This window comes from Altericroceibacterium spongiae, from assembly GCF_003610805.1.
GTDB classification, from domain to species: Bacteria; Pseudomonadota; Alphaproteobacteria; order Sphingomonadales; family Sphingomonadaceae; genus Altericroceibacterium; species Altericroceibacterium spongiae.
This window is the reverse complement of record NZ_RAPF01000001.1, coordinates 683,860-704,115: the sequence shown is the minus strand read 5'-3', so window position 1 is coordinate 704,115 and position 20,256 is coordinate 683,860. Positions and strand designations below refer to the sequence as shown.

19 protein-coding genes are annotated in these 20,256 nt (G+C 58.0%); 8 read left to right on the top strand and 11 right to left on the bottom strand.

Annotated elements, in window-relative coordinates; genetic code table 11:
• Positions 1 to 10: 10 nt before the first annotated feature.
• From ychF to D6851_RS03370, 5 genes are all read right to left on the bottom strand, one after another.
• On the bottom strand, positions 11 to 1,111 hold the full coding sequence (gene ychF, locus D6851_RS03390; RefSeq protein WP_120323422.1) for a redox-regulated ATPase YchF: 1,101 nt from the start codon (positions 1,109 to 1,111) through the stop codon (positions 11 to 13).
• Between the two features lie 180 nt (positions 1,112 to 1,291).
• Positions 1,292 to 1,600 (bottom strand): PEP-CTERM sorting domain-containing protein, encoded by a 309-nt coding sequence (locus D6851_RS03385; protein WP_120323421.1) that lies wholly within the window; start codon positions 1,598 to 1,600, stop codon positions 1,292 to 1,294.
• Between the two features lie 196 nt (positions 1,601 to 1,796).
• Positions 1,797 to 2,366 carry an aminoacyl-tRNA hydrolase gene (pth, locus tag D6851_RS03380; protein ID WP_120323420.1) on the bottom strand — a complete coding sequence of 190 codons (570 nt, stop codon included), beginning with the start codon at positions 2,364 to 2,366 and terminating at the stop codon, positions 1,797 to 1,799.
• A 105-nt stretch (positions 2,367 to 2,471) separates the two neighbouring features.
• Positions 2,472 to 3,119 carry a 50S ribosomal protein L25/general stress protein Ctc gene (locus tag D6851_RS03375; protein ID WP_120323419.1) on the bottom strand — a complete coding sequence of 216 codons (648 nt, stop codon included), beginning with the start codon at positions 3,117 to 3,119 and terminating at the stop codon, positions 2,472 to 2,474.
• Positions 3,120 to 3,258: 139 nt separating this feature from the next.
• Positions 3,259 to 4,140, bottom strand: a complete 882-nt coding sequence (locus D6851_RS03370) for a LysR family transcriptional regulator (protein ID WP_120323418.1) — start codon at positions 4,138 to 4,140, stop codon at positions 3,259 to 3,261.
• An 87-nt stretch (positions 4,141 to 4,227) separates the two neighbouring features.
• Between D6851_RS03370 and D6851_RS03365 the strand changes: the two genes are divergently transcribed.
• Together D6851_RS03365 and D6851_RS03360 are read left to right on the top strand one after the other, a co-directional pair.
• Positions 4,228 to 4,614: a CidA/LrgA family protein gene (locus D6851_RS03365; protein ID WP_120323417.1), complete on the top strand. Its 387-nt coding sequence runs from the start codon at positions 4,228 to 4,230 to the stop codon at positions 4,612 to 4,614.
• The gene (locus tag D6851_RS03360; RefSeq protein ID WP_120323416.1) at positions 4,607 to 5,299 is read left to right on the top strand and encodes an LrgB family protein; all 693 of its coding nucleotides are present in this window, start codon (positions 4,607 to 4,609) and stop codon (positions 5,297 to 5,299) included. The genes D6851_RS03365 and D6851_RS03360 overlap by 8 nt, the downstream gene beginning before the upstream one ends.
• An 11-nt stretch (positions 5,300 to 5,310) precedes the next feature.
• On the opposite strand, the gene D6851_RS03355 is transcribed toward D6851_RS03360, so the two are convergent.
• Positions 5,311 to 6,189 (bottom strand): TraB/GumN family protein, encoded by an 879-nt coding sequence (locus D6851_RS03355; protein WP_120323415.1) that lies wholly within the window; start codon positions 6,187 to 6,189, stop codon positions 5,311 to 5,313.
• Entirely contained in the window at positions 6,186 to 7,091 is a 906-nt protein-coding gene (locus D6851_RS03350; RefSeq protein ID WP_183029960.1) for a TraB/GumN family protein, read from the bottom strand. Before D6851_RS03350 ends, D6851_RS03355 begins: the two co-directional genes overlap by 4 nt.
• A 207-nt stretch (positions 7,092 to 7,298) precedes the next feature.
• Here D6851_RS03350 and D6851_RS03345 point away from each other — a divergent pair, with 207 nt between their 5' ends.
• Genes D6851_RS03345 through ppdK form a run of 3 tightly spaced genes read left to right on the top strand, consistent with a single transcriptional unit; the run spans position 7,299 to position 13,029 of the window.
• Complete coding sequence (locus D6851_RS03345) at positions 7,299 to 8,195, top strand: glycine--tRNA ligase subunit alpha (RefSeq protein WP_120323518.1); 897 nt, start codon at positions 7,299 to 7,301, stop codon at positions 8,193 to 8,195.
• Positions 8,192 to 10,309: a glycine--tRNA ligase subunit beta gene (gene glyS, locus D6851_RS03340; RefSeq protein WP_120323413.1), complete on the top strand. Its 2,118-nt coding sequence runs from the start codon at positions 8,192 to 8,194 to the stop codon at positions 10,307 to 10,309. Before D6851_RS03345 ends, glyS begins: the two co-directional genes overlap by 4 nt.
• A gap of 53 nt (positions 10,310 to 10,362) precedes the next feature.
• Complete coding sequence (ppdK, locus tag D6851_RS03335; RefSeq protein WP_120323412.1) at positions 10,363 to 13,029, top strand: pyruvate, phosphate dikinase; 2,667 nt, start codon at positions 10,363 to 10,365, stop codon at positions 13,027 to 13,029.
• Positions 13,030 to 13,057: 28 nt separating this feature from the next.
• Here the strand turns inward: ppdK and D6851_RS03330 are convergent, their stop codons facing one another.
• The gene (locus tag D6851_RS03330) at positions 13,058 to 13,852 is read right to left on the bottom strand and encodes a methyltransferase domain-containing protein (RefSeq protein WP_120323411.1); all 795 of its coding nucleotides are present in this window, start codon (positions 13,850 to 13,852) and stop codon (positions 13,058 to 13,060) included.
• Positions 13,853 to 13,886: 34 nt separating this feature from the next.
• Here D6851_RS03330 and D6851_RS03325 point away from each other — a divergent pair, with 34 nt between their 5' ends.
• From D6851_RS03325 to D6851_RS03315, 3 genes are all read left to right on the top strand, one after another.
• A complete protein-coding gene (locus tag D6851_RS03325) occupies positions 13,887 to 14,678 on the top strand; it encodes a double zinc ribbon domain-containing protein (RefSeq protein WP_420797085.1) in 792 nt (263 codons plus the stop codon).
• 383 nt (positions 14,679 to 15,061) lie between these two features.
• A complete protein-coding gene (gene hisI, locus D6851_RS03320; RefSeq protein ID WP_120323410.1) occupies positions 15,062 to 15,445 on the top strand; it encodes a phosphoribosyl-AMP cyclohydrolase in 384 nt (127 codons plus the stop codon).
• 33 nt (positions 15,446 to 15,478) lie between these two features.
• Positions 15,479 to 17,278: an acyl-CoA dehydrogenase C-terminal domain-containing protein gene (locus tag D6851_RS03315; RefSeq protein WP_120323409.1), complete on the top strand. Its 1,800-nt coding sequence runs from the start codon at positions 15,479 to 15,481 to the stop codon at positions 17,276 to 17,278.
• 45 nt (positions 17,279 to 17,323) lie between these two features.
• Here the strand turns inward: D6851_RS03315 and D6851_RS03310 are convergent, their stop codons facing one another.
• Genes D6851_RS03310 through D6851_RS03300 form a run of 3 tightly spaced genes read right to left on the bottom strand, consistent with a single transcriptional unit; the run spans position 17,324 to position 20,220 of the window.
• The gene (locus D6851_RS03310; RefSeq protein WP_120323408.1) at positions 17,324 to 18,037 is read right to left on the bottom strand and encodes a dienelactone hydrolase family protein; all 714 of its coding nucleotides are present in this window, start codon (positions 18,035 to 18,037) and stop codon (positions 17,324 to 17,326) included.
• Positions 18,030 to 18,950, bottom strand: a complete 921-nt coding sequence (gene cysK / locus D6851_RS03305; protein WP_120323407.1) for a cysteine synthase A — start codon at positions 18,948 to 18,950, stop codon at positions 18,030 to 18,032. Before cysK ends, D6851_RS03310 begins: the two co-directional genes overlap by 8 nt.
• A complete protein-coding gene (locus D6851_RS03300; protein WP_120323406.1) occupies positions 18,940 to 20,220 on the bottom strand; it encodes an MFS transporter in 1,281 nt (426 codons plus the stop codon). The genes cysK and D6851_RS03300 overlap by 11 nt, the downstream gene beginning before the upstream one ends.
• Positions 20,221 to 20,256 lie beyond the last annotated feature (36 nt).

The window sequence follows — 20,256 nt, the reverse complement described above, 5'->3', positions numbered from 1 at the left end:
GCACCGGCGTTCAGACGTTGAATTTGAACAGCATCACATCGCCGTCCTGCACGAGGTAATCCTTACCTTCCTGCCGCAGCCGACCGGCATCGCGGGCCGCCGTTTCGCCGCCCAGTTCAACATAATCGTCAAAAGCGATGGTTTCGGCGCGGATGAAGCCGCGTTCGAAATCGGTGTGGATTTCCCCGGCGGCCTGCGGAGCGCGGGCGCCTTTCGGGAAAGTCCAGGCGCGGGCTTCCTTGGGGCCGCAGGTGAAAAAGGTCTGCAGTCCGAGCAGATCGTATCCGGCCTTGATGACCCGGGCGAGGCCGCTTTCCTCAAGGCCCAGTTCGGTGAGAAATTCCTGCCGGTCTTCGGGTTCCATAGCGACCAGTTCAGCTTCGATCGCAGCCGAGACGACCACAGCCTGTGCGCCTTCCGCTTTGGCTTTTTCGAAGACCTTTTCGGATAGTTCGTTTCCGGTGGCGGCATCGCCCTCGGCAACATTGCAGACATAGAGTACCGGCTTGGCGGTCAGAAGCTGCGCCTGTTCGAAGACGCGGGCTTCTTCGTCATCCTGCGGTTCGGTGAGGCGGGCGGGTTTGCCGTCGCGCAGCAATTCGAGTGCCTGCCCCAGAACGCTTGCAGCGATTCTGGCTTCCTTATCGCCGCCGGTTGCACGTTTTTGCGCATTGGGAACGCGTTTTTCGAGACTTTCGAGATCGGCGAGCATCAGCTCTGTTTCGACCACTTCGGCATCTGCGATGGGATCGACCTTATTGGCAACATGCTGGATATCGTCATCCTCGAAGCAGCGCAGCACATGAACGATGGCATCCACTTCGCGAATATTGCCGAGGAACTGGTTGCCAAGACCTTCGCCTTTGCTCGCACCTTTCACCAGCCCCGCAATATCGACGAAAGCGAGTTGGGTAGGAATGGTTTTAGCCGAACCGGCAATGGCGGCAATTTTGTCGAGCCTCGGATCGGGCACGGCAACCTGTCCCACATTGGGTTCGATCGTACAGAAGGGGTAGTTCGCAGCTTGTGCAGCCTGCGTTTCGGTCAATGCGTTGAACAGCGTCGACTTGCCGACATTGGGCAGGCCGACGATTCCGCAGCGGAATCCCATGGTCTCTATCCTTGAAAATATGTTTGCGCACGCTTTAGCGATGCAAAGCCCGAAAGGCCAGAGATGCAAAAAGCGCTTCCACCCTCAGGGCGGAAGCGCTTTCCGTCTTGGGAAGGAGCCCCCCTTCCGAGAAAGGCCTGTAACCGTGCCGTTCCCCCAACGGAACGGTACAGGCTGTCATTAGCTCTTGCGTGCAGCCTTGCGGCGACGGGTGTGAATCGCACCGATTCCGAGCAGGCCAAGCCCTGCCATGCCGAGCATGCCCGGCTCGGGAACCTGCGTTCCGCCGGAGCTGGAGCCACCGGAGGAAGTATTACCGCCTGAAGAGGTGTTGCCGCCGGAAGAGGTGTTACCACCTGAAGAAGACGAACCGGGACCGCAATGCCATCCGCAATGATGGCCACCACCACCCCGACCGGTTGCCGAAGCCGGAGCGGCCAGCCCGAGAGCGCAGAGGGCTCCCAGAACAATCGTCGTCTTGCGGATCATTTTACATCTTCCTCTAACGGTGCATGACGACCCGTCATCCGCGGCCGACACATTTAAAGCGTTGCGAACAGGGTTCCTTTGAAGAGAGTATGACGCTGTGAGTCCATTCTCTGCTCTCACCTGTATTTATTTGGGACAGGATAGCTGCGCCTGTCGCGCCGGGATAAGGAAAGGGGGCCGTGCTTGAAAGATCGGTTCAATCCTGCTGACGGCGCGCCACTTCATTCATGAAGCGCGGTGCATCGCCGCGGGCAAGCCATTCGGCTTCGGCGCTCACGGCGCCAAGCATATCGACCAGTGCTTCCTGTTCGGCCTTGGCATAATTACCGAGTACATAGCCCGTTACACGATCCTTATGCCCCGGATGGCCAATGCCGAGGCGCACACGGCGGAAGTCACTGCCGCAATGCTGATCGATCGAACGCAGGCCGTTATGGCCGGCATGGCCGCCGCCCTGTTTCACTTTTACTTTGAAAGGCGGAAGGTCGAGCTCATCATGAAATACGGTCAGCGCATCATAACCGAGTTTGTAAAAGCGCATCGCTTCGCCGACCGAGCGACCGCTTTCATTCATATAGGTGGCCGGTTTGAGCAGGATAATTTTTTCTCCGCCGAGGCGGCCTTCCTGAACCCAGCCCTGAAACTTCTTCTGCACCGATCCGAAACCATGCATATCGGCAAGTACGTCCAGCGCCATGAAGCCGACATTGTGGCGCTGCATGGCATATTGCGGGCCGGGATTTCCAAGACCTACCCAGAGCTGCATGGCATTCTCCTCGACTGGTGCGGCACACAAATAAACAGACCGGCAAATGAAAAGACCGGCCAAACACGATGGTGTGGCCGGTCTTTTCTTAAACGGGCAGGCGCCTCAATCTTCTGAGGCTTCGCCTTCGCCTTCAGCGGCTTCTTCTTCACCTTCGGCAGCGGCTTCGGCTTCCGAACGCTTGAGCGCGGAAGGTGCCACGATCGTGGCGATCGTGAAGTCGCGATCGGTGATTGCGCTTTCCGAACCGGCCGGAAGCTTCACATGGCTGATATGAATCGAATCGCCGACTTCGAGGCCGGTGACGTCGATTTCGATCTCGCCCGGAATCTTGTCGGCTTCGCAGACCAGATCCAGCTCGTGACGGACAACATTGAGAACGCCGCCCTTCTTGAGCCCCGGTGAGGCTTCTTCATTGGTGAAGTTGACCGGGACAAGCACTTCGACCGTAGCGTTCTTGGCGAGACGCAGGAAGTCGGCATGGATCGGGAAATCGCTGACCGGGTGCAGAACGACGTCCTTGGGGAGCGTGCGGATGATCTTGCCATCGAGCTCGATATTGACGATCGAGTTCATGAAGTGGCCAGTATCCAGCTGCTTCGTCAGTTCTTTTTCTTCAAGATGAATAGCCACAGGTTCCTGGTTGTCACCATAGATCACTGCGGGTGTCCGGCCTTCGCGACGGAGTGCACGGGAGGCTCCCTTGCCAACCCGATCGCGCGCTTCAGCCGGCAGGGTCAGAGCGTCGCTCATAATCTCATGCCTTTCGAATACGTTGATATGTTTTCCCGCCACGCCTCCAGGGATGACCGATAACGGGAAGACGCGCGCATAAGCCCGATGGAGGAGAAATGCAAGCAGAAGGGCGAGTGGTGCCTGACACCTCTCCCGATCAAACGGTTTGCCTGTGCCTGACCAGATCCAGCCAGGCCTGTGCGGCTTCGGACAGATAGGCATTGCGCCGCCATACCATCGCCATTTGCCATGCCGTGCCTTCTTCTTCCAACAAAACCGCCCTTACACCCCCATGCAGGCGCTGTGCTGCAATCATTTGCGGCAGAAAAGCGACGCCAAGGCCTGTGGCGACCAGCTCGATAACGAAATCGACCTGGCTGCTCACTGCCACCACGGACGGATCGAAACCGGCGCGTCGGCAAACGTCATAGATGATCCTGTGCAGGCTGAAACTGCTTTCGAACAGGATGAAGTCCATTTCGCGCAGATCTTCTATCCGGATGGAGGAGCGCGCGGCCAGAGGGTGTGTATCGGGCAGGAGTGCGACAAGCGATTCGCTGCGTACCAGTTCGCTGTCGAAATCTTCCGATGTCGGAAGAAGCAAGCCGGCCAGATCGATTTCACCGGCCCGCAATATCTGTTCGAGCTGATCGCTGCCATGTTCGACCAGATGCACGGTGATCCCCGGATAAAGCCGGCGATAGGCTGTAAATAATGGCGCGAATAACGTGCTGGAGCCGATCGGTGGCAGGCCGAGCCGCAAAGTACCACGTTTGAGGCCGCGCAGTTCGGCCAGTTCGACCAGCAGATCGTCACGATCGGCCAGCAATTTCATGCCCCTGCGATAAACGATTTCCCCCGCGGGCGTGAGAATATTATGTGCGCCCACCCGGTCGAGCAGCGGAGCGCCCACTTCTTCCTCAAGCTGGCGGACGGCCTTGCTGACCGTGGACTGGGTGGCAGCCACAATGTCCGCAGCACGCGAAAAACTGTCCTGCCGGACGACCTCGACGAAAATACGCAGGCGACGAAAATTCATGCCATTCTAATATGGAATAGTAGTCATGAAGTCTATTCATTTCCATCATGCTGCAATTGCACACATATGGGTTGCAGGAGGTCGCATATGGCTCGCACTGCACGGATTATTCAACGCAATGCTATTTTACAGGTTGCGATCCTGTTCGCCTGCTGGCTGACAGGGGAAGCGCTTGCCCGCCTGACCGGTCTGCCGGTTCCGGGCAGTATTATCGGCCTTGCGATTGCGATTATTCTGCTGACGTCCCGTCGGTTGAGTGTCGTCAGCATGCGCAAGGGGGCCAATCTCTTTCTTGCCGATCTGCTGCTGTTCTTCGTACCTGCCGTATTGGCGGTGCTCGAACATCGGGAGCTTTTCGGGTTGCTTGGCCTCAAAGTGCTGTTCGTCATTCTTACCAGCACGGTACTGGTGATGCTGGCAACGGTCTTCACCGTCGAACGTGCGATCCGCTGGAGTATGAACCACCATGGGTGAGACGATCCTGCATATTATCGTCTGGTCTGTGGTAACGATCGGGCTCTATGCGCTGGTTAAAAACCTGTATCGCCGCTGGCCGCGCTGGTGGCTCTCGCCGCTGGGTATGACGCCGGTGCTGATCGGTCTGGTCGTGATTGCCGTGCAATCGAGCTATGCCAGTTATATTCAGGGCACCCACTGGCTGCTGACCCTGCTCGGGCCGGCGACCGTTGCCTTTGCCATTCCGCTTTATGAACAGCGTGCCCTGATCCGTCGTTACTGGCCGGTTCTGCTGATCGGTATGCTGGTCGGCAGCGCCACCGCGACATTATCGAGCTGGGCGCTGGCATCGATTGTCGGGCTCAATGAAACGCTGCGTCTCAGCCTGATGCCGCGCTCCATGAGTACGCCTTTCGCTATGATCGTATCGCAGGATATTGGCGGTGCGCCCGATCTGACAGCGGTCTTTGTGGCGATTACCGGGATTGGCGGGGCGGTGATCGGCGATGTGCTGCTGGCCCGCAGTTCCTATGGATCGCCCATGGCGCGCGGGGCGCTTTTCGGTATGGCCGCGCATGGCGCGGGCACTGCACAGGCCCATCGCTTCGGTCGGACCGAGGGGGCGATTGCCGGGCTGGTCATGGTACTGGTCGGGGTCATGAATGTGCTGTTCCTGCCGCTGCTGTTTCATCTGCTCGGCTGAATCCGCACAGCTTACTGCACGCGATTGACCCGGAAGCCGCGACGGCGGAGCAGGGAGGGCAGACCGTCTTCTCCCAGCATATGTGCTGCTCCTACAGCGACAAAAACCGGCCCGTCCTTCGCCTGATCCAGCTTTGTGGCGATGATCTTTGCCCAGCGCCGGTTGCGGTCTGTCAGAAGAATTCGCCGTAAGTCGGGATCGGCAAGAATCCCTTTGCGTGTATTGGCTTGCAATGCATCGATATCGCCTGTCAGCCAGGCGCGCAGATTGGACGATCCGCCGCTATCTTGCGCTTCGGCGACCACGCCCATTAACAGATCGGTTTGATCCTCAGGCGAAAGCTGATCGAAAATACGGAACTGCTGGTTGAAACCTTCGAGTTCTCCCGTCGGGATGTCCTGTTCGAGCAGCCAGCGATCGGCTCCGTTGCCGGCTGCCTGATCGGCCTGCGCGGCATTGGCCAGCATCAGCGCCGCGGCCCAGCTTTCATATTCGGTAAAATCGCTGTCATCGAGACCTGTCTTATCCATCAATCCGCGCAGGGCGGGGCGGTCCTGTTTTGTAACCCGCTCGGTAAGCGGAGGTAAGCCATTCGTGCGCGCGAATTGCATGAAAGAAGCATTGGCAGCCTTGCCATCGTCCAGATTGGCCACTTCGACCAGCAGGAGGCCGGCCTGTTCCACTGCATTATCGATCTGGCGGGTGTGCCAGTCCACTCCGTCGGGCAGGGCGTGGACCGTACCGAACAGCCAGCCTTTCATCTGCCCGTCGCCATCGCGCACTTCCCATAAGGCCGGGCTGGGCGCTGGCCAGTCCCCTGCCGGATCGCTGCGGCATGCTCCTAGAAACAGCGCCGCCGCGAAAGGCATGAGGAAGAGCAGGCGGATCATTCGTTGATGCGTTTCGTCTTGATACCGTGCTTGCGGAGCTGATCCTGCACGCTGCCTTTGCCGGCGAGATGGCCGGCGCCCACTGCGATAAAGACTACGCCCGGCTGGCCGAGGCGTTTGTCGATCCAGTCCGCCCAATGGGCGTTCCGGTTGGTCAGCAAACGCTTGTAAAGCGCCGGATCGGTCATTTCGGAATTGAGCAGATCCGCCAGATGATCGGCATCGCCCGCCAGCCATTCGCGCACCATTTCATCAATTGTGGGCACGATTTCATTGGCGCTTTCCACGGTCTGATCGAGATAGGTGAGCTGCTGATCCATCGACAGGCTGTCAAACAGATCGATCTGCTCTTCAGCTGTTTCGAGGGCGGCATGCGTCTTGGCCGGGCTTTCGCCATTCAGCACATTTTCCACCCCGCTATCCTGCACATAGCCCGATTGGAGGATCGGCAGAAGTTGCAGCGTCATTGCGGCATACCAGGGCTTGAACCGGTCGAAAGCTTCCACTGGCACACCCAGCGAGACGAGCGATTCCTCATATTGAATGCGGTTTTCTTCGCTCATCAGGTCGCGAAGATTCTGCCCTTCAGGCAGCATACCCTTATCGAGTACAAGCTTCTGCATTCCTGTGGTATCGTCCAGCGCGATTTCGGTGACCAGTTCGTCGGAGCGATCGAAAGCCTGTTTGACCGGCCCTTTAAACCAGTCGACCCCGGCGGGCAGAGCATGGACCGTGCCGAACAGATAGATCGTTGTGTCCTCATCGGCAGCGCACCACAGAGCCGGGCCGTTGGGCGCGGCCTGGGCAGTTTCAGCGCTGGCGCGCGGTGTGGCGCAGCCCAGCGTTGCGAAACTGAGGCTTAGCACCGCAAGGGAGGGAATCAGACGCGATGTAAAGGCCATTGCTGTTTTCCTTCGGGCACCGGCACTCCGCCGACAAAGTAACCTGTTCCGATCCATAGGCATTTCCACAAGGAGCGATAAAGTGAAAATGCCTTGAGAAAGCGAGGAAATGTTTAACGTGTCAGGAAAGACACAGCTGTTGCAGTGTAACATCTAAGGAAAGGTGGATTGACGGTTTTCAGCCCATCGGCCATGGGCTTCCGCACGATGACTAAAGCACCCAAGAGCTTTCAGGACATGATCCTTGCGCTCCATGATTACTGGAGCGCACAGGGCTGTCTGATCCTGCAACCCTACGACATGCGCGTGGGCGCAGGGACATTTCACACCGCCACGACACTGCGCGCGCTCGGCCCCGAGCCGTGGAACGCTGCTTTCGTGCAGCCTTGCCGCCGCCCGACCGACGGTCGCTATGGCGAAAATCCGAACCGGCTTCAGCATTATTACCAGTATCAGGTAATCCTGAAGCCAAGCCCGCCCGATCTTCAGGATCTTTATCTCAAAAGTCTCGAAGTGATCGGGATCGATCCGCTCAAACATGATATTCGGTTCGTGGAAGATGACTGGGAATCGCCCACACTGGGGGCTTGGGGGCTTGGCTGGGAAGTCTGGTGCGACGGGATGGAAGTCACCCAGTTCACCTATTTCCAGCAGATGGGCGGTTACGATTGCCGGCCCGTCGCAGGGGAACTGACTTACGGGCTCGAACGGCTCGCCATGTATATCCAGAATGTCGACAATGTTTACGATCTGGATTTCAACGGGCGCGGTGTGACCTATGGCGATGTGTTTCTCGAAAATGAGAAACAGATGTCCAAATGGAATTTCGAAGTCGCCGATACGGATGCATTGTTCGATCTGTTCAATAAAGCAGAAGCCGAATGCCGCAATGCGCTCGATGCCGATGTGCCCATCGCAGCCTATGAACAGGCCATCGAAGCAAGCCATATTTTCAATCTGTTGCAGGCGCGCGGCGTGATTTCTGTGCAGGAACGTGCTTCTTATATGGGCCGGGTTCGTGATCTCGCGCGCGGATCGTGTGAAGCCTATATGGCCAAGGAAAAAGACCGCTGGGCCGCAAAATATCCGGAGTGGCAGGCATGACCGACTTTCTGCTCGAACTGCGCTGCGAGGAAATTCCCGCCCGAATGCAGAAAAGCGCTCGTGCCGATCTGGAAAAGCTGTTCCGGTCAGAATTGAGTGCCGCCGGCATCGCTCCGGGCGACATCACCGTCTGGTCAACGCCGCGCCGCCTCGCGCTGATCGCGCGCGACTTGCCCGAACAGACAGAAGCGGTGAGCGAAGAAGCCAAGGGACCGCCCGAAGGTGCGCCCGATCAGGCGATTGACGGGTTTTGCCGCAAGAATGGTGTTACCCGCGATCAACTCGAACTGCGTGATGTTAAAGGCCGGGCGACCTATTTTGCGGTCAGGAATATTCCGGGTCGGGCGGTGAAAGAGGTTCTGGCGGACACTATTCCGGCCGTCATTCGTGCTTTCCCCTGGCCGAAATCGATGCGATGGGGCGCCGCCTCGCTCAGCACGGAAAGCCTGCGCTGGGTGCGTCCGCTTTCGGGCATTCTCGCGCTGTTCGGCGAAGAACTGGTCGAATGTGAAGTGCATGGCGTGACGAGCGGGCTGGTCACGCTGGGTCATCGTTTTCACCATTCGGGCGATATCACCATCGGCCATGTCGATAATTATCAGGAAAAGCTGCGGGCGTGCCATGTGATTGTCGATCACACCGAACGCGAAGCGCTGATCCGCGAAAAAGCGGAAGAAGCCGCCCGATCCGCCGGCCTGACGCTGGTCCAGGATGAAGGTCTGGTGGTGGAAAATGCCGGCCTTACCGAATGGCCGGTGCCGCTGCTGGGGCGGTTCGACGACGCTTTTCTCGAAGTGCCTCCCGAAGTGATCCAGCTTTCTGCACGGACCAACCAGAAATATTTTATCTGCAACGATAAAACCGGCAAACTGGCCAATGCCTTTATCTGCACCGCCAATATCGAAGCTGAAGATGGCGGTGTGGCGATTGTTGCAGGCAATGAAAAAGTGCTTGCCGCAAGACTGTCCGATGCGCGTTTCTTCTGGGATGTCGACCGCAGGAAGACGCTCGAAGAGCATGCCAAAGGCCTGCAGCGCATCACTTTCCACGAAAAACTCGGTACGGTGGCCGACAAGGTGGAGCGGGTTGCCAGGCTCGCTCGCTGGCTGGTGGAGCAGGGCATCGTCAAAGGCGCTGACGCCGATCAGGCAGAACAGGCCGCGCGGCTTTCCAAGGCCGATCTCGTGACCGAAATGGTCGGAGAATTTCCTGAACTTCAAGGTCTTATGGGCGGTTATTACGCCCGCGCCGAGGATCTGCCGGATGCCGTGGCCGACGCTATTCGCGACCATTACAAGCCGGTCGGGCAGGGCGATGGTGTGCCTGCAGCGCCGGTAACGGTGGCTGTTGCGCTGGCGGATAAGCTCGATACGTTGCAGGGCTTCTTTTCAATTGATGAAAAACCGAGCGGATCGAAAGATCCGTTCGCTCTGCGTCGTGCTGCTTTGGGCGTTATTCGCATTCTCACTGAGAACGGTCTGCGTATGTCTGTGGCTGAAGGCGACCTTCTCGATTTCTTCGCTGACCGCCTCAAGGTCCAGCAGAAAGAAGCCGGGATCCGCCATGATCTGATCGATGCGGTGTTTGCTCTGGGCAGAGAGAACGATCTGGTTCGCCTGCTCGCAAGGGTGAAGGCTTTGCAGAGTTTTGTCGAAACCGAGGACGGTACCAATCTGCTTGCGGGTTATAAGCGTGCCGCCAATATTCTCAAAAAAGAAGACTGGCAGGGGCTGGAAAGCGATATTGCCAGAACCGGAGAGGAAGACCCTCTGTCCGAAGTGGACGATCCCGATCTCACGGCCGTTATTGCTGCCAAAATGGCAGACCGCCGCAAGCGTTTGCCAGAGCTTTCCTATGAGCCGGAGCCTGCCGAAAAGGCTCTGATCGATGCTTTGAGCGAAGCCGAGCCGCGTGCTTCTGCGGCAATAGAGCAGGAAGATTTTGAAGGGGCAATGGCGGCTCTGGCTTCCCTGCGTGCGCCGATCGATGCGTTTTTCGAGTCTGTCATCGTGAACGCACCCGAGACGGAAAAACGATCGGCTCGTCTCGCCTTGCTTGATAACTTTCGTGCCGCAGTGCACAATGTTGCAGATTTTTCACGTATCGAGGGATAAAACACTCACCTCGATGATGTAAGTCTGTCTTGACCGACGAGGGTGGAATATAAATGAGCCAGATGGTGTACACGTTCGGTGGCGGTGTCCGTCACGATGATCCGCGTGCCAAAGATAAGAATCTGCTGGGTGGTAAAGGGGCCAATCTTGGGGAGATGGCTTCTATCGGTTTGCCCGTGCCGCCCGGTTTTACAATCACCACCGAAGAATGTGTGCGTTATCTGAAGGAAGGTTCCGACTTTTCGGAGTCTTTGCGAGCAGAAGTCGACAAGGCTCTGAATCATATCGAAAAAACAGTCGGTAAAGATTTCGGCGATGCCGCCGATCCCTTGCTGGTTTCGGTCCGTTCGGGTGCCCGGGTTTCGATGCCCGGCATGATGGATACGGTGCTCAATCTCGGCCTGAATGACCAGACGGTCGAAGGTCTTGCCAAAGTTTCCGGCGATGACCGGTTCGCCTGGGATTCCTATCGCCGCTTCATCCAGATGTATTCGGATGTGGTGCTGGGCCTCGATCACGGCCTGTTCGAAGAAGCGCTGGAAATCGCCAAGGAAGAAAACGGCTATTTCGCCGATACGGAAATGACCGCCGATAACTGGCGCGCGCTGGTCGATGAATATAAGTCCATCGTGAAGCAGGAACAGAATGGCACGCCTTTCCCGCAGGAAGTGAAAGAACAGCTCTGGGGCGCAATTGCCGCCGTGTTCGATAGCTGGGATTCGGATCGCGCCAAGGTCTATCGCCGGTTGAACGATATTCCGGGCGACTGGGGCACGGCGGTCAATGTTCAGGCCATGGTGTTCGGTAATATGGGCGATACCAGCGCCACCGGTGTGGCCTTCACCCGCGATCCGGCCACGGGCGTGAAAGAATATTACGGCGAATATCTCGTCAATGCACAGGGTGAAGATGTGGTGGCCGGTATCCGCACGCCGCAATATCTCACCAAAGCCGCGCGCGAAGCATCGGGTGCTACTGCCCCTTCGATGGAAGAGGCGATGCCCGATGCCTATAAGGAACTGGCCGAGGTTTTTGAACTGCTCGAACAGCATTACAAAGACATGCAGGATATCGAATTTACCGTGGAGCGGGGCAAATTGTGGATGCTCCAGACGCGTAACGGTAAACGTACGGCTGCGGCGGCTCTGAAACTGGCTGTCGATATGGTCGGGGAAGGGCTGATTGACGAGAAAACCGCGGTTTTGCGCGTCGATCCGATGGCTCTCGACCAGTTGCTGCATCCCACGCTCGACCCCGAAGCGTCTCGTGATGTGCTGACCACCGGCCTGCCGGCCTCGCCGGGCGCGGCGTCGGGCAAGATCGTGCTCGATGCCGATACGGCGGAAAGCTGGGCCGAACGCGGAGAAAGCGTAATTCTGTGCCGGGTCGAAACCAGCCCGGAAGACATTCACGGTATGCATGCGGCCAAGGGCATTCTCACCGCGCGCGGCGGGATGACCAGCCATGCTGCCGTGGTGGCCCGCGGTATGGGTCGCCCATGCGTTTCGGGCGCCTCCGCCGTATCGATCGACCGGAAGACCCGCACGCTGCGGATCGGGGATCATGAACTGAAGGAAGGCGAGATCATCACGCTTGATGGTGCCAACGGTCAGGTCATGGCCGGCAAAGTGCCGACGATCGAGCCCAGGCTCGAAGGTAATTTTGCCACGTTGATGAAATGGGCTGACAGCCATCGCCGCATGGGTGTGCGCACCAATGCGGAAACCCCGGCCGATTGCGCCATGGCGCGTGAATTCGGGGCGGAAGGCATCGGTCTGTGCCGCACTGAGCATATGTTCTTCGATGCCAACCGGATCAGCGCAGTGCGTGAGATGATCCTGGCGGAAAGCGAAGAGGGCCGTCGCAAAGCGCTGGCCAAGCTATTGCCCGAACAGCGCAAGGATTTCGTCGATATTCTCGAATGTATGGCAGGGCTGCCCTGCACGATCCGTTTGCTCGATCCGCCGCTCCATGAATTCCTGCCCACAGGCGATGCCGAATTTGCGGAGCTGGCCGATATTACCGGTTTCGGAGTCGATCATCTCAAGCGTCGGGCCGAGGAACTGCACGAATTCAACCCGATGCTGGGCCATCGCGGGTGCCGTTTGGGGATCACCTATCCCGAGATTTACGAAATGCAGGCCAGGGCAATCTTCGAAGCTGCCTGCGACGTCGCTGAAAAGAGCGGCGAAGCGCCGGTGCCCGAAGTGATGATCCCGCTGGTCGGCACAAAGCGCGAGCTGGAAATTCTCCGCAAGCTGGTGAATGACACAGCCGCCGATGTGTTCAGGGAAAAGGGCCGCGAGCTGGATTATCTCGTCGGTACGATGATCGAATTGCCGCGCGCTGCGCTGATGGCAGGTGAGATCGCCGAAGAGGCCCGCTTCTTCTCTTTCGGGACCAACGACCTGACCCAGACGACGCTGGGTGTATCGCGTGACGATGCAGGCCGTTTCCTTTCGACTTATGTCGAAAAGGGCATTTATGCCCGCGATCCTTTCGTGAGCCTCGATGTGGAAGGTGTCGGTCAACTCGTTTCGCTGGCAGCGGAACGCGGCCGGGCTACACGACCTGACATCAAGCTCGGCATTTGCGGTGAACATGGCGGCGATCCGGCCAGTATCGCATTCTGCGAGGAAACCGGCCTCGATTATGTCAGCGCATCGCCCTATCGCGTGCCGATTGCCCGTCTGGCTGCCGCACAGGCAGCTTTGGCCTGAGACTATCCATGAAAGGCGGGCAGTTGCTTTAGAGGAACTGCCCGCCCTTTGGTTTCCAGCCACTTAGTGTCAAAACTTCGAAAGTTTCGCACACTTTTCCATCGTTATCTGCCAGTTTTGCAAAAGCCTTTTCGGCTCTTTCAAGCGCTTCGCGCGAAATCATCGGTGCGCGCGATGTCAGCGCGCATCCCAGACCCTGCGCATGAATATCGTCCACCAATCCGTGCAGCGAACGATAGCGTACTGCGATGGAATGGGTATCGACCACCGGGCTCGCCCAGTTTACCCGCTGCAATAATTGCGCCCCTGCTCTCACATCCACCATCGGATGCATCCGCGCTGCAGGGCGGTCTCCATCGGCCTCCATCATGATCGTGCGCAGGGCAGGGAGGCTTCCCGCTCCCGGAAAGCTCGCAATGGCAAGGCCGCTATCGGCCAGTGCTTCGCGAATATGGATCAGCGCACCGGGCAGATCGTTCACCGTATCGAGAGTGCCGAGGCTGACGATCAGGTCGAAGGCGCCTGCCGGATAGGGCTGCTCTTCATCCAGTGCCGGTATATTGTTGAGCGCGCCCGGATCGGCTTGTGTGACGGCGCAGCCGCGACCTGCCAGTTCACCCGCCAGTTTCCCCGTCCAGTCACCGATAATCAATGCGCTTTCCGGCTCGTGGCGCAGAAATGCGAGACGCTCGATCACATCCTCGACCATATCGTCGAGCACAAAATGCGCTGCATCGGGCCGGGCCTGCAATGCCACGGCACGCTGACGAATGGCCTTGCGGCGGTCGGGAGAGAAAATGCGGGGAGGGGTTTGGTCGGACATGACGGCGCTGTGCCCGTTGCTGTCCCATTACGCAATGGGTCGGCACAAGGCGCTTGCCGCTTGCCCAGTCCGCTTGCAGCCTGCTTCTATGATCGCGCAAGCCCTGTCTCCTATAGTGAATCTTATCTATCCGCCGCGCTGCCCCTTATGCGGCGAAAGCATGGCGGCTCAGGATGGCTTGTGCGGACCGTGCTGGTCGGAACTGGTCATTCCCGGCGAACCGGCCTGCACGGCTTGTCAGCGCCCGTTCCCGCCCGAAAACGGGTTGAAGGAAGGCCTGTGTGCAGTCTGTATGGCCAATTCGCCCCGGCATGACGGAATTACGGCAGCGACGCTCTATAATGACGCGTCGCGTCGCCTGATCCTGGCTTATAAGCACGGCCGCCGGATTGCGCTGGCCGATATGCTGGCGCGTCTGATAAACGCACGGCTGCCGCCACTGGAGGGCGAATGGCTGCTGGTCCCTGTGCCTCTCCATCGCTGGCGTTTGTGGCGGCGCGGTTTCAACCAGTCTGCCCTGCTGGCTCGCTTTATAGCCAGAACACGTCACTGGCCGCTATGTGTCGATGCTCTGGAGCGGCACAGGCGAACGCCCGTTCTGGGCGGTCTGGGCAAAAAGGCACGGGCAAGGGCACTCACCGGAGCGATTCGCACCAATCCCCGGCGACAAGCGGTATTGCGCGATATGCAGATTATTCTGGTGGATGATGTGATGACCAGCGGCGCGACCACTGCCGCTTGCGTATCGGCGCTCAAGCGCGCGGGGGCGAAAAAGGTCCGTATTGCCTGTTTTGCAAGAGTTCTGGACGAAGCTCTCGATTATTGAGCAGGATGCCGAATGAACGAAACATGCTGTTTCAATGCAAAACGCCCGGAGCGAGGCTCCGGGCGTTCGCGTGACGATATCCAGGCCGGTCTTGCGACCTTAAGTGTTACCCCCCAGCAACACGGCCCAACCCTCATGTTATTAAGCCATCTCTCTGTGGAGACAGCTTTCTTACCCCCCTATAACCTTGGCGCGCATGCTTTAGCACCTTGGTCTGGTTTACGCGGCCCTCCCCAGAGCCACGACCTATTCATTCCATCGAAAGCCTCGCATAGAAAGCCTTGTAATGAGAGATGTTGGATTTTGCCCGCAATCTGTGGTTATCGTGCAACAACCGGCCCTGCGGAAATAGGGCTGGTGAAATTTAACGAAAGGATGAAACAATTTCCGATTCCCAGAACAGTGCAGCCGAACGTGAGCAGGGTTCGGCCTTCATGCCGAAATTCGATGCTGCCGGTTTGTTAAGTGCTGTGGTTCAGCACGCACAAACCAAACAAATTCTGATGGTTGCTTTCATGGATAGGGAAGCGCTCGACAAAACACGCGAAACCGGTGTGGCGCATTTCCATTCGCGCAGCCGCGGGCGTTTGTGGAAGAAGGGTGAAAGTTCCGGGCATGTTCTGGAAGTGGAGGACATTCTGGTCGATTGCGACCAGGATGCAATTGTGCTGAAAGCGCTTCCTAAGGGCCCGACCTGCCATACTGGCGCAGTAAGTTGTTTCTATCGTTCACTCGATAAAAACGGCTTACATCCGGCAGAAGAATAGAACGGGTCCGAAAAAAGCAATAAGAGGATCACAATGCCATCATATACCCCTCCCACCCGTGATACCCGTTTTATTCTTCAGGATCTTCTGAGACTTGACGAATATAGTAATCTGCCGGTTTTCTCTGCCGTCGATAATGATCTGATCGATACGATTATTGATGAAGCGGGGAAATTCTGTGCGGAGGTTATTGCCCCGCTCAATCCGGTTGCCGACAAGGAAGGGTGCACCTGGCATGAGGATGGACGGGTCACGACACCGACGGGTTTTCGTGAAGCCTATGCTCAATATTGCGAGGCGGGTTGGGGCACGCTGGCATTGCCTGAAGAATATGGCGGGCAGGGCATGCCGCATATTCTTGCCACAGTGTTCGAGGAATATCTCAACTCTGCCTGCCACGGCTTCCATATGTTCCCCGGCCTGACGCATGGCGCGGTTTCGGCCATTCTCGAAAAGGGAACAGAGGAACAGAAGGCGACATATCTGCCGCGCCTTGTTGCGGGCGAATGGCTGGGCACGATGGCGCTGACCGAACCGCATTGCGGCACAGATCTTGGGCTGATCCGGACGCGAGCCGTACCGCAGGATGACGGCTCTTATTCAATCACCGGGACCAAGATTTTCATTTCCGGCGGCGAACAGGACCTGACCGAGAATATCGTCCATCTGGTGCTCGCCAAAACCCCCGATGCACCGGAGGGTTCACGCGGAATTTCGCTGTTTATCGTACCCAAATTTCTCGTGAAAGAAGACGGATCGCTGGGTGAACGCAATCCGGTCACTTGCGGATCGATCGAAGAAAAAATGGGCCTTCATGGCAGCGCCACCTGCGTCATGAATTTCGACGAAGCGAAAGGCTGGATTGTCGGCGAAGAAAACAAGGGCCTTGCCGCCATGTTTATCATGATGAATGCGGCACGGTTGAGCTGCGGCAATCAGGGGCTGGGGCAGGCTTCACTGGCTTATCAGAATGCTGCGACCTATGCGCTGGATCGCCGTCAGGGCCGTGCATCGGGTGAACGGCCCGATCCCTCGGAAGCCGCTGATCCGATTATCGTCCATGCCGATGTCCGACGGATGCTGATGGACGCGCGTGGCTTCATCGAGGGCTTTCGCGCCTTGACCCTCTGGTGTGCCTTGCAGCTCGATCTCGCCCATGGTGCGGAAACAGAAGAAGAGCGCAATACGGCCGATGCTCTGGTCAGTTTCCTGACACCGGTGCTGAAAGGTTTCGGAACGGATCGCGGCTTTTATACTGCCGTGAATATGCAGCAGGTGCTTGGCGGCCATGGCTATGTGACCGAATGGGGGCTCGAACAATGCGTGCGCGATGCGCGTGTGGCAATGATCTATGAAGGTGCCAATGGGGTGCAGGCTATGGATCTGGCCGGGCGCAAGCTGGCCAGGGATGGCGGTCAGGTAGCGGAAACTTACTTCACCCTTATCGAAAGGGAATGCGATGCGGCCGATGCTTCGCTTGGTTTTATCACAGAACCTTTGAGCGAAGCGGTGCAGGATTTGCGGGACAGTGCCCAATGGCTGGTAAAGAATGCGGGCGCCGATCCGAATAATCTCGGCGCCGGGTCCTTTGCCTTCATGCAACTGGTGGGCATTGTTTCAATCGGCTTGATGTGGTTGCGAATTGCGTCCGTGGCACAGGCAAAGCTGGCTGCCGGGGAAGGCGATCAGGCTTTCTATGAAGCCAAACTGGCTGTCGCGCATCATTATGCCCGACGCGGACTGGCCGAGGTTCCCATGCTCAAACGTCAGGTGCAGGCCGGGGCTGAAACACTGATGGCACTTCCGGCGGAAGCCTTTGAAATTACAGTGTAAAGAAGATCAGGAGACGGCGAAAATGTTTCGCCGTCTCTCCTTGCCTCAGTTCAGCTCGAAGACTTCGTCGAACAGAGCGTGCATGGCTGCCCAGCTTTGCCGGTCGGCGCTGGCGTCATAACCCAGTGCCGGATTGTCAGCCGGTCCGTCAGGATTGGTGAATCCGTGTTTCACACCCGAATAGGAGTGGAAATGCCAGTTCGCTCCGGCGCGGTCCATTTCTTCCCAGAAGCTCATGACCTGACTTCGCGGGACCATCGGGTCTTTATCGCCATGGCAAACCAGAATGCGGGTTGCGATAGTCCCTGGTTCGGCAGGCTGTTCGGTATTGAGCAGGCCATGGAAACTGACCACGGCTGACAGGGGTGCGCCTTCGCGGGCCACTTCGAGCGCAGCCTGCCCGCCCATGCAGAAACCGATAGCGGCAATTGGCAGATCGTTGCCGACCTGCTCTATTCCAACCAGCGCGCGTATCGCCGCCCGTAAACGCTGGCGATACGATCCCGGCGTTTCGCGAACGCCGCCCGCCAGCTCGCGGGCTTCATCCATGCTTTCAGGCTTTGAGCCGTAGAAATCGGCAACAAAAGCGAGATAGCCGGATTTGGCCAGTTCCCGTGCCTTGTTCAGCACCGCCTCTGTGGGGTTCATAATCGTCGGATAAACGAGAATGGCGGCGCGCGGGCGGTCTTCGGGCAGAGCCAGAAGACCGGTCAGCGCAACATCCCCGTCTTTATAAGGAATCTCGCGGAAATCACTCATTGGGCAGGAAGTCCGGCACTGAGAGATAGCGTTCGCCTGTATCGTAATTGAAACCGAGCACTCGCGATCCTGCATCGAGTTCGGGCAGTTTCTTCGCAATGGCAGCCAGCGTGGCGCCCGAACTGATACCGACGAGCAGTCCTTCCTCACGGGCACAGCGCAAGGCCATGGCCTTGGCTTCGTCTCCATCAACCTGAATGGCGCCGTCAATGACCTTTGTATGAAGGTTTTCCGGGATAAAGCCGGCACCGATGCCTTGAATTGGATGAGGGCCGGGCTGACCGCCGGAGATGACCGGGGATAATCCCGGTTCCACGGCAAAGGCCTTCATGCCCGGCCATTCGGCTTTCAGCGTTTCGGCACAGCCAGTGAGATGGCCGCCAGTGCCAACGCCTGTAATCAGCACATCGATGGGGCTGTCGGCAAAATCAGTGAGAATTTCCTGTGCCGTGGTGCGGCTGTGAATGGCGACATTGGCCGGGTTGTCGAATTGCTGCGGCATCCAGGCACCGGGCGTCTGCTCAACCAGTTCGCGAGCGCGCTCGATGGCACCTTTCATACCTTTTTCTTTGGGCGTCAGATCGAAATTCGCACCATAAGCCAGCATCAGCCGCCGCCTTTCGAGCGACATGCTTTCGGGCATCACCAGCGTCAGCTTATAACCTTTGACCGCCGCCACCATGGCAAGGCCGACCCCGGTATTGCCGCTGGTTGGCTCGATAATCTGGCCACCGGGCTTCAGCTTGCCGGACTCTTCGGCAGCTTCTACCATAGCCAGCGCGATACGATCCTTGATCGAGCCGCCGGGATTGGCCCTTTCGGATTTTACCCAGACTTCGTGATCGGGAAACAGGCGGGAGAGGCGAATATGCGGTGTATTGCCAATCGTTGCCAGAACATTGTCAGCCTTCATGCCGGGGTTCCTTCCCTTCGTGTCTATATTGTGGCGCGAATGTCTTGGCCCGACGAAGTTCGGGGAAGATCCACGCCCAGAGTGCTGTAACGAATATGGCGCCTGCTCCGCCGAGCACAACCGCCCCCACTGCGCCAATCAGTGCAGCAGCCAGGCCGGATTGCATTTCTCCCAATTCGTTGGAGGCCGATATGGCGAGACCGGAGATGGAGGAGACCCGGCCGCGCATTTCATCCGGTGTATTGAGCTGGACGAGCGAATTACGGATAAAGACCGAAACCATATCTGCCGCGCCCAGCAGGGCGAGGAAAAAGAGCGAGAGCATCAGGTCGCGCGACAGGCCGAATCCGACCGTCGCAATGCCGAAAAAGGCCACCCCCCAGAGCATTTTCGTGCCGACATTGGTTTCGATCGGCCGGAACGAGAAAAGCAGCGCGACGAGCCCTGCACCGGCCGCCGGAGCACCGCGCATCAGGCCGAGTCCCTGCGGGCCGACTTCCAGAATATCGCGGGCGAAAACCGGCAGCATCGCTGTCGCTCCACCCAGTAAAACGGCAAACAGATCGAGTGAAATACAGCCGAGCAGAAAACGATCGTTCCAGACGAATTTGCCGCCATCGATCATCTGCCGGATGGGATGCACACGCTTTTCGCTCTGCCTGGCGCGGATCGGCCTGATAAGCGACATAAGGATTGCCGAACACAGGATCAGGACAGAGGATACGATGTAGGGCAAAGCCGGATCGTAATCATACAGAAACCCGCCGGCTGCCGGGCCGCAAACCGTGCCGATAGTGAAGGCGATAGAGCCCAGCGCAATCGCCTTGGGAAGCAATTTGGGCGGTACGATATTGGGAGCGATAGCGCTTTGTGCCGGGCCGAGGAAAATGCGCGCTGCACCATGGGCTGCTGCCAGTGCGAAAATGATCGGCAGGTCGACCGCATTGTTCCAGGTGAGAAAAGCGAGGAGGGCGGCGATACCGCTATCGACCAGATTGGCTCCTGCGGCTACGCGGCGGCGGTCGAACCGGTCGGCAGCCCAGCCGGCCACGGGCGTAAACAACATCAGCGGGATGAATTGGGCGACACCCAGCAATCCGAGAATGAAAGCTGCCTCGCTCCGGGCCATGCCGTAATCGTCACGCGCAATATCATAGGCCTGATAGCCTATCAGTACGACCATGGAGACTGTGGCGGAGATGGCCACCAGACGGGCCAGCCAGAAAAAGCGGTAATCGCGTATATGCAGCGGAGAGGTTGGTTCTGTCACATCCGCGCAATGGCAAAGCGGCTCCGGCTTGCCAAG

What these genes read in the sequence shown, in the direction of transcription:
- ychF (WP_120323422.1), bottom strand. Translation starts at nt 1,111, where the DNA reads ATGGGATTCCGCTGCGGAATCGTCGGCCTGCCCAATGTCGGCAAGTCG.
- D6851_RS03385 (WP_120323421.1), bottom strand. Translation starts at nt 1,600, where the DNA reads ATGATCCGCAAGACGACGATTGTTCTGGGAGCCCTCTGCGCTCTCGGG.
- pth (WP_120323420.1), bottom strand. Translation starts at nt 2,366, where the DNA reads ATGCAGCTCTGGGTAGGTCTTGGAAATCCCGGCCCGCAATATGCCATG.
- D6851_RS03375 (WP_120323419.1), bottom strand. Translation starts at nt 3,119, where the DNA reads ATGAGCGACGCTCTGACCCTGCCGGCTGAAGCGCGCGATCGGGTTGGC.
- D6851_RS03370 (WP_120323418.1), bottom strand. Translation starts at nt 4,140, where the DNA reads ATGAATTTTCGTCGCCTGCGTATTTTCGTCGAGGTCGTCCGGCAGGAC.
- D6851_RS03365 (WP_120323417.1), top strand. Translation starts at nt 4,228, where the DNA reads ATGGCTCGCACTGCACGGATTATTCAACGCAATGCTATTTTACAGGTT.
- D6851_RS03360 (WP_120323416.1), top strand. Translation starts at nt 4,607, where the DNA reads ATGGGTGAGACGATCCTGCATATTATCGTCTGGTCTGTGGTAACGATC.
- D6851_RS03355 (WP_120323415.1), bottom strand. Translation starts at nt 6,189, where the DNA reads ATGATCCGCCTGCTCTTCCTCATGCCTTTCGCGGCGGCGCTGTTTCTA.
- D6851_RS03350 (WP_183029960.1), bottom strand. Translation starts at nt 7,091, where the DNA reads ATGGCCTTTACATCGCGTCTGATTCCCTCCCTTGCGGTGCTAAGCCTC.
- D6851_RS03345 (WP_120323518.1), top strand. Translation starts at nt 7,299, where the DNA reads ATGACTAAAGCACCCAAGAGCTTTCAGGACATGATCCTTGCGCTCCAT.
- glyS (WP_120323413.1), top strand. Translation starts at nt 8,192, where the DNA reads ATGACCGACTTTCTGCTCGAACTGCGCTGCGAGGAAATTCCCGCCCGA.
- ppdK (WP_120323412.1), top strand. Translation starts at nt 10,363, where the DNA reads ATGAGCCAGATGGTGTACACGTTCGGTGGCGGTGTCCGTCACGATGAT.
- D6851_RS03330 (WP_120323411.1), bottom strand. Translation starts at nt 13,852, where the DNA reads ATGTCCGACCAAACCCCTCCCCGCATTTTCTCTCCCGACCGCCGCAAG.
- D6851_RS03325 (WP_420797085.1), top strand. Translation starts at nt 13,887, where the DNA reads ATGGGTCGGCACAAGGCGCTTGCCGCTTGCCCAGTCCGCTTGCAGCCT.
- D6851_RS03315 (WP_120323409.1), top strand. Translation starts at nt 15,479, where the DNA reads ATGCCATCATATACCCCTCCCACCCGTGATACCCGTTTTATTCTTCAG.
- D6851_RS03310 (WP_120323408.1), bottom strand. Translation starts at nt 18,037, where the DNA reads ATGAGTGATTTCCGCGAGATTCCTTATAAAGACGGGGATGTTGCGCTG.
- cysK (WP_120323407.1), bottom strand. Translation starts at nt 18,950, where the DNA reads ATGAAGGCTGACAATGTTCTGGCAACGATTGGCAATACACCGCATATT.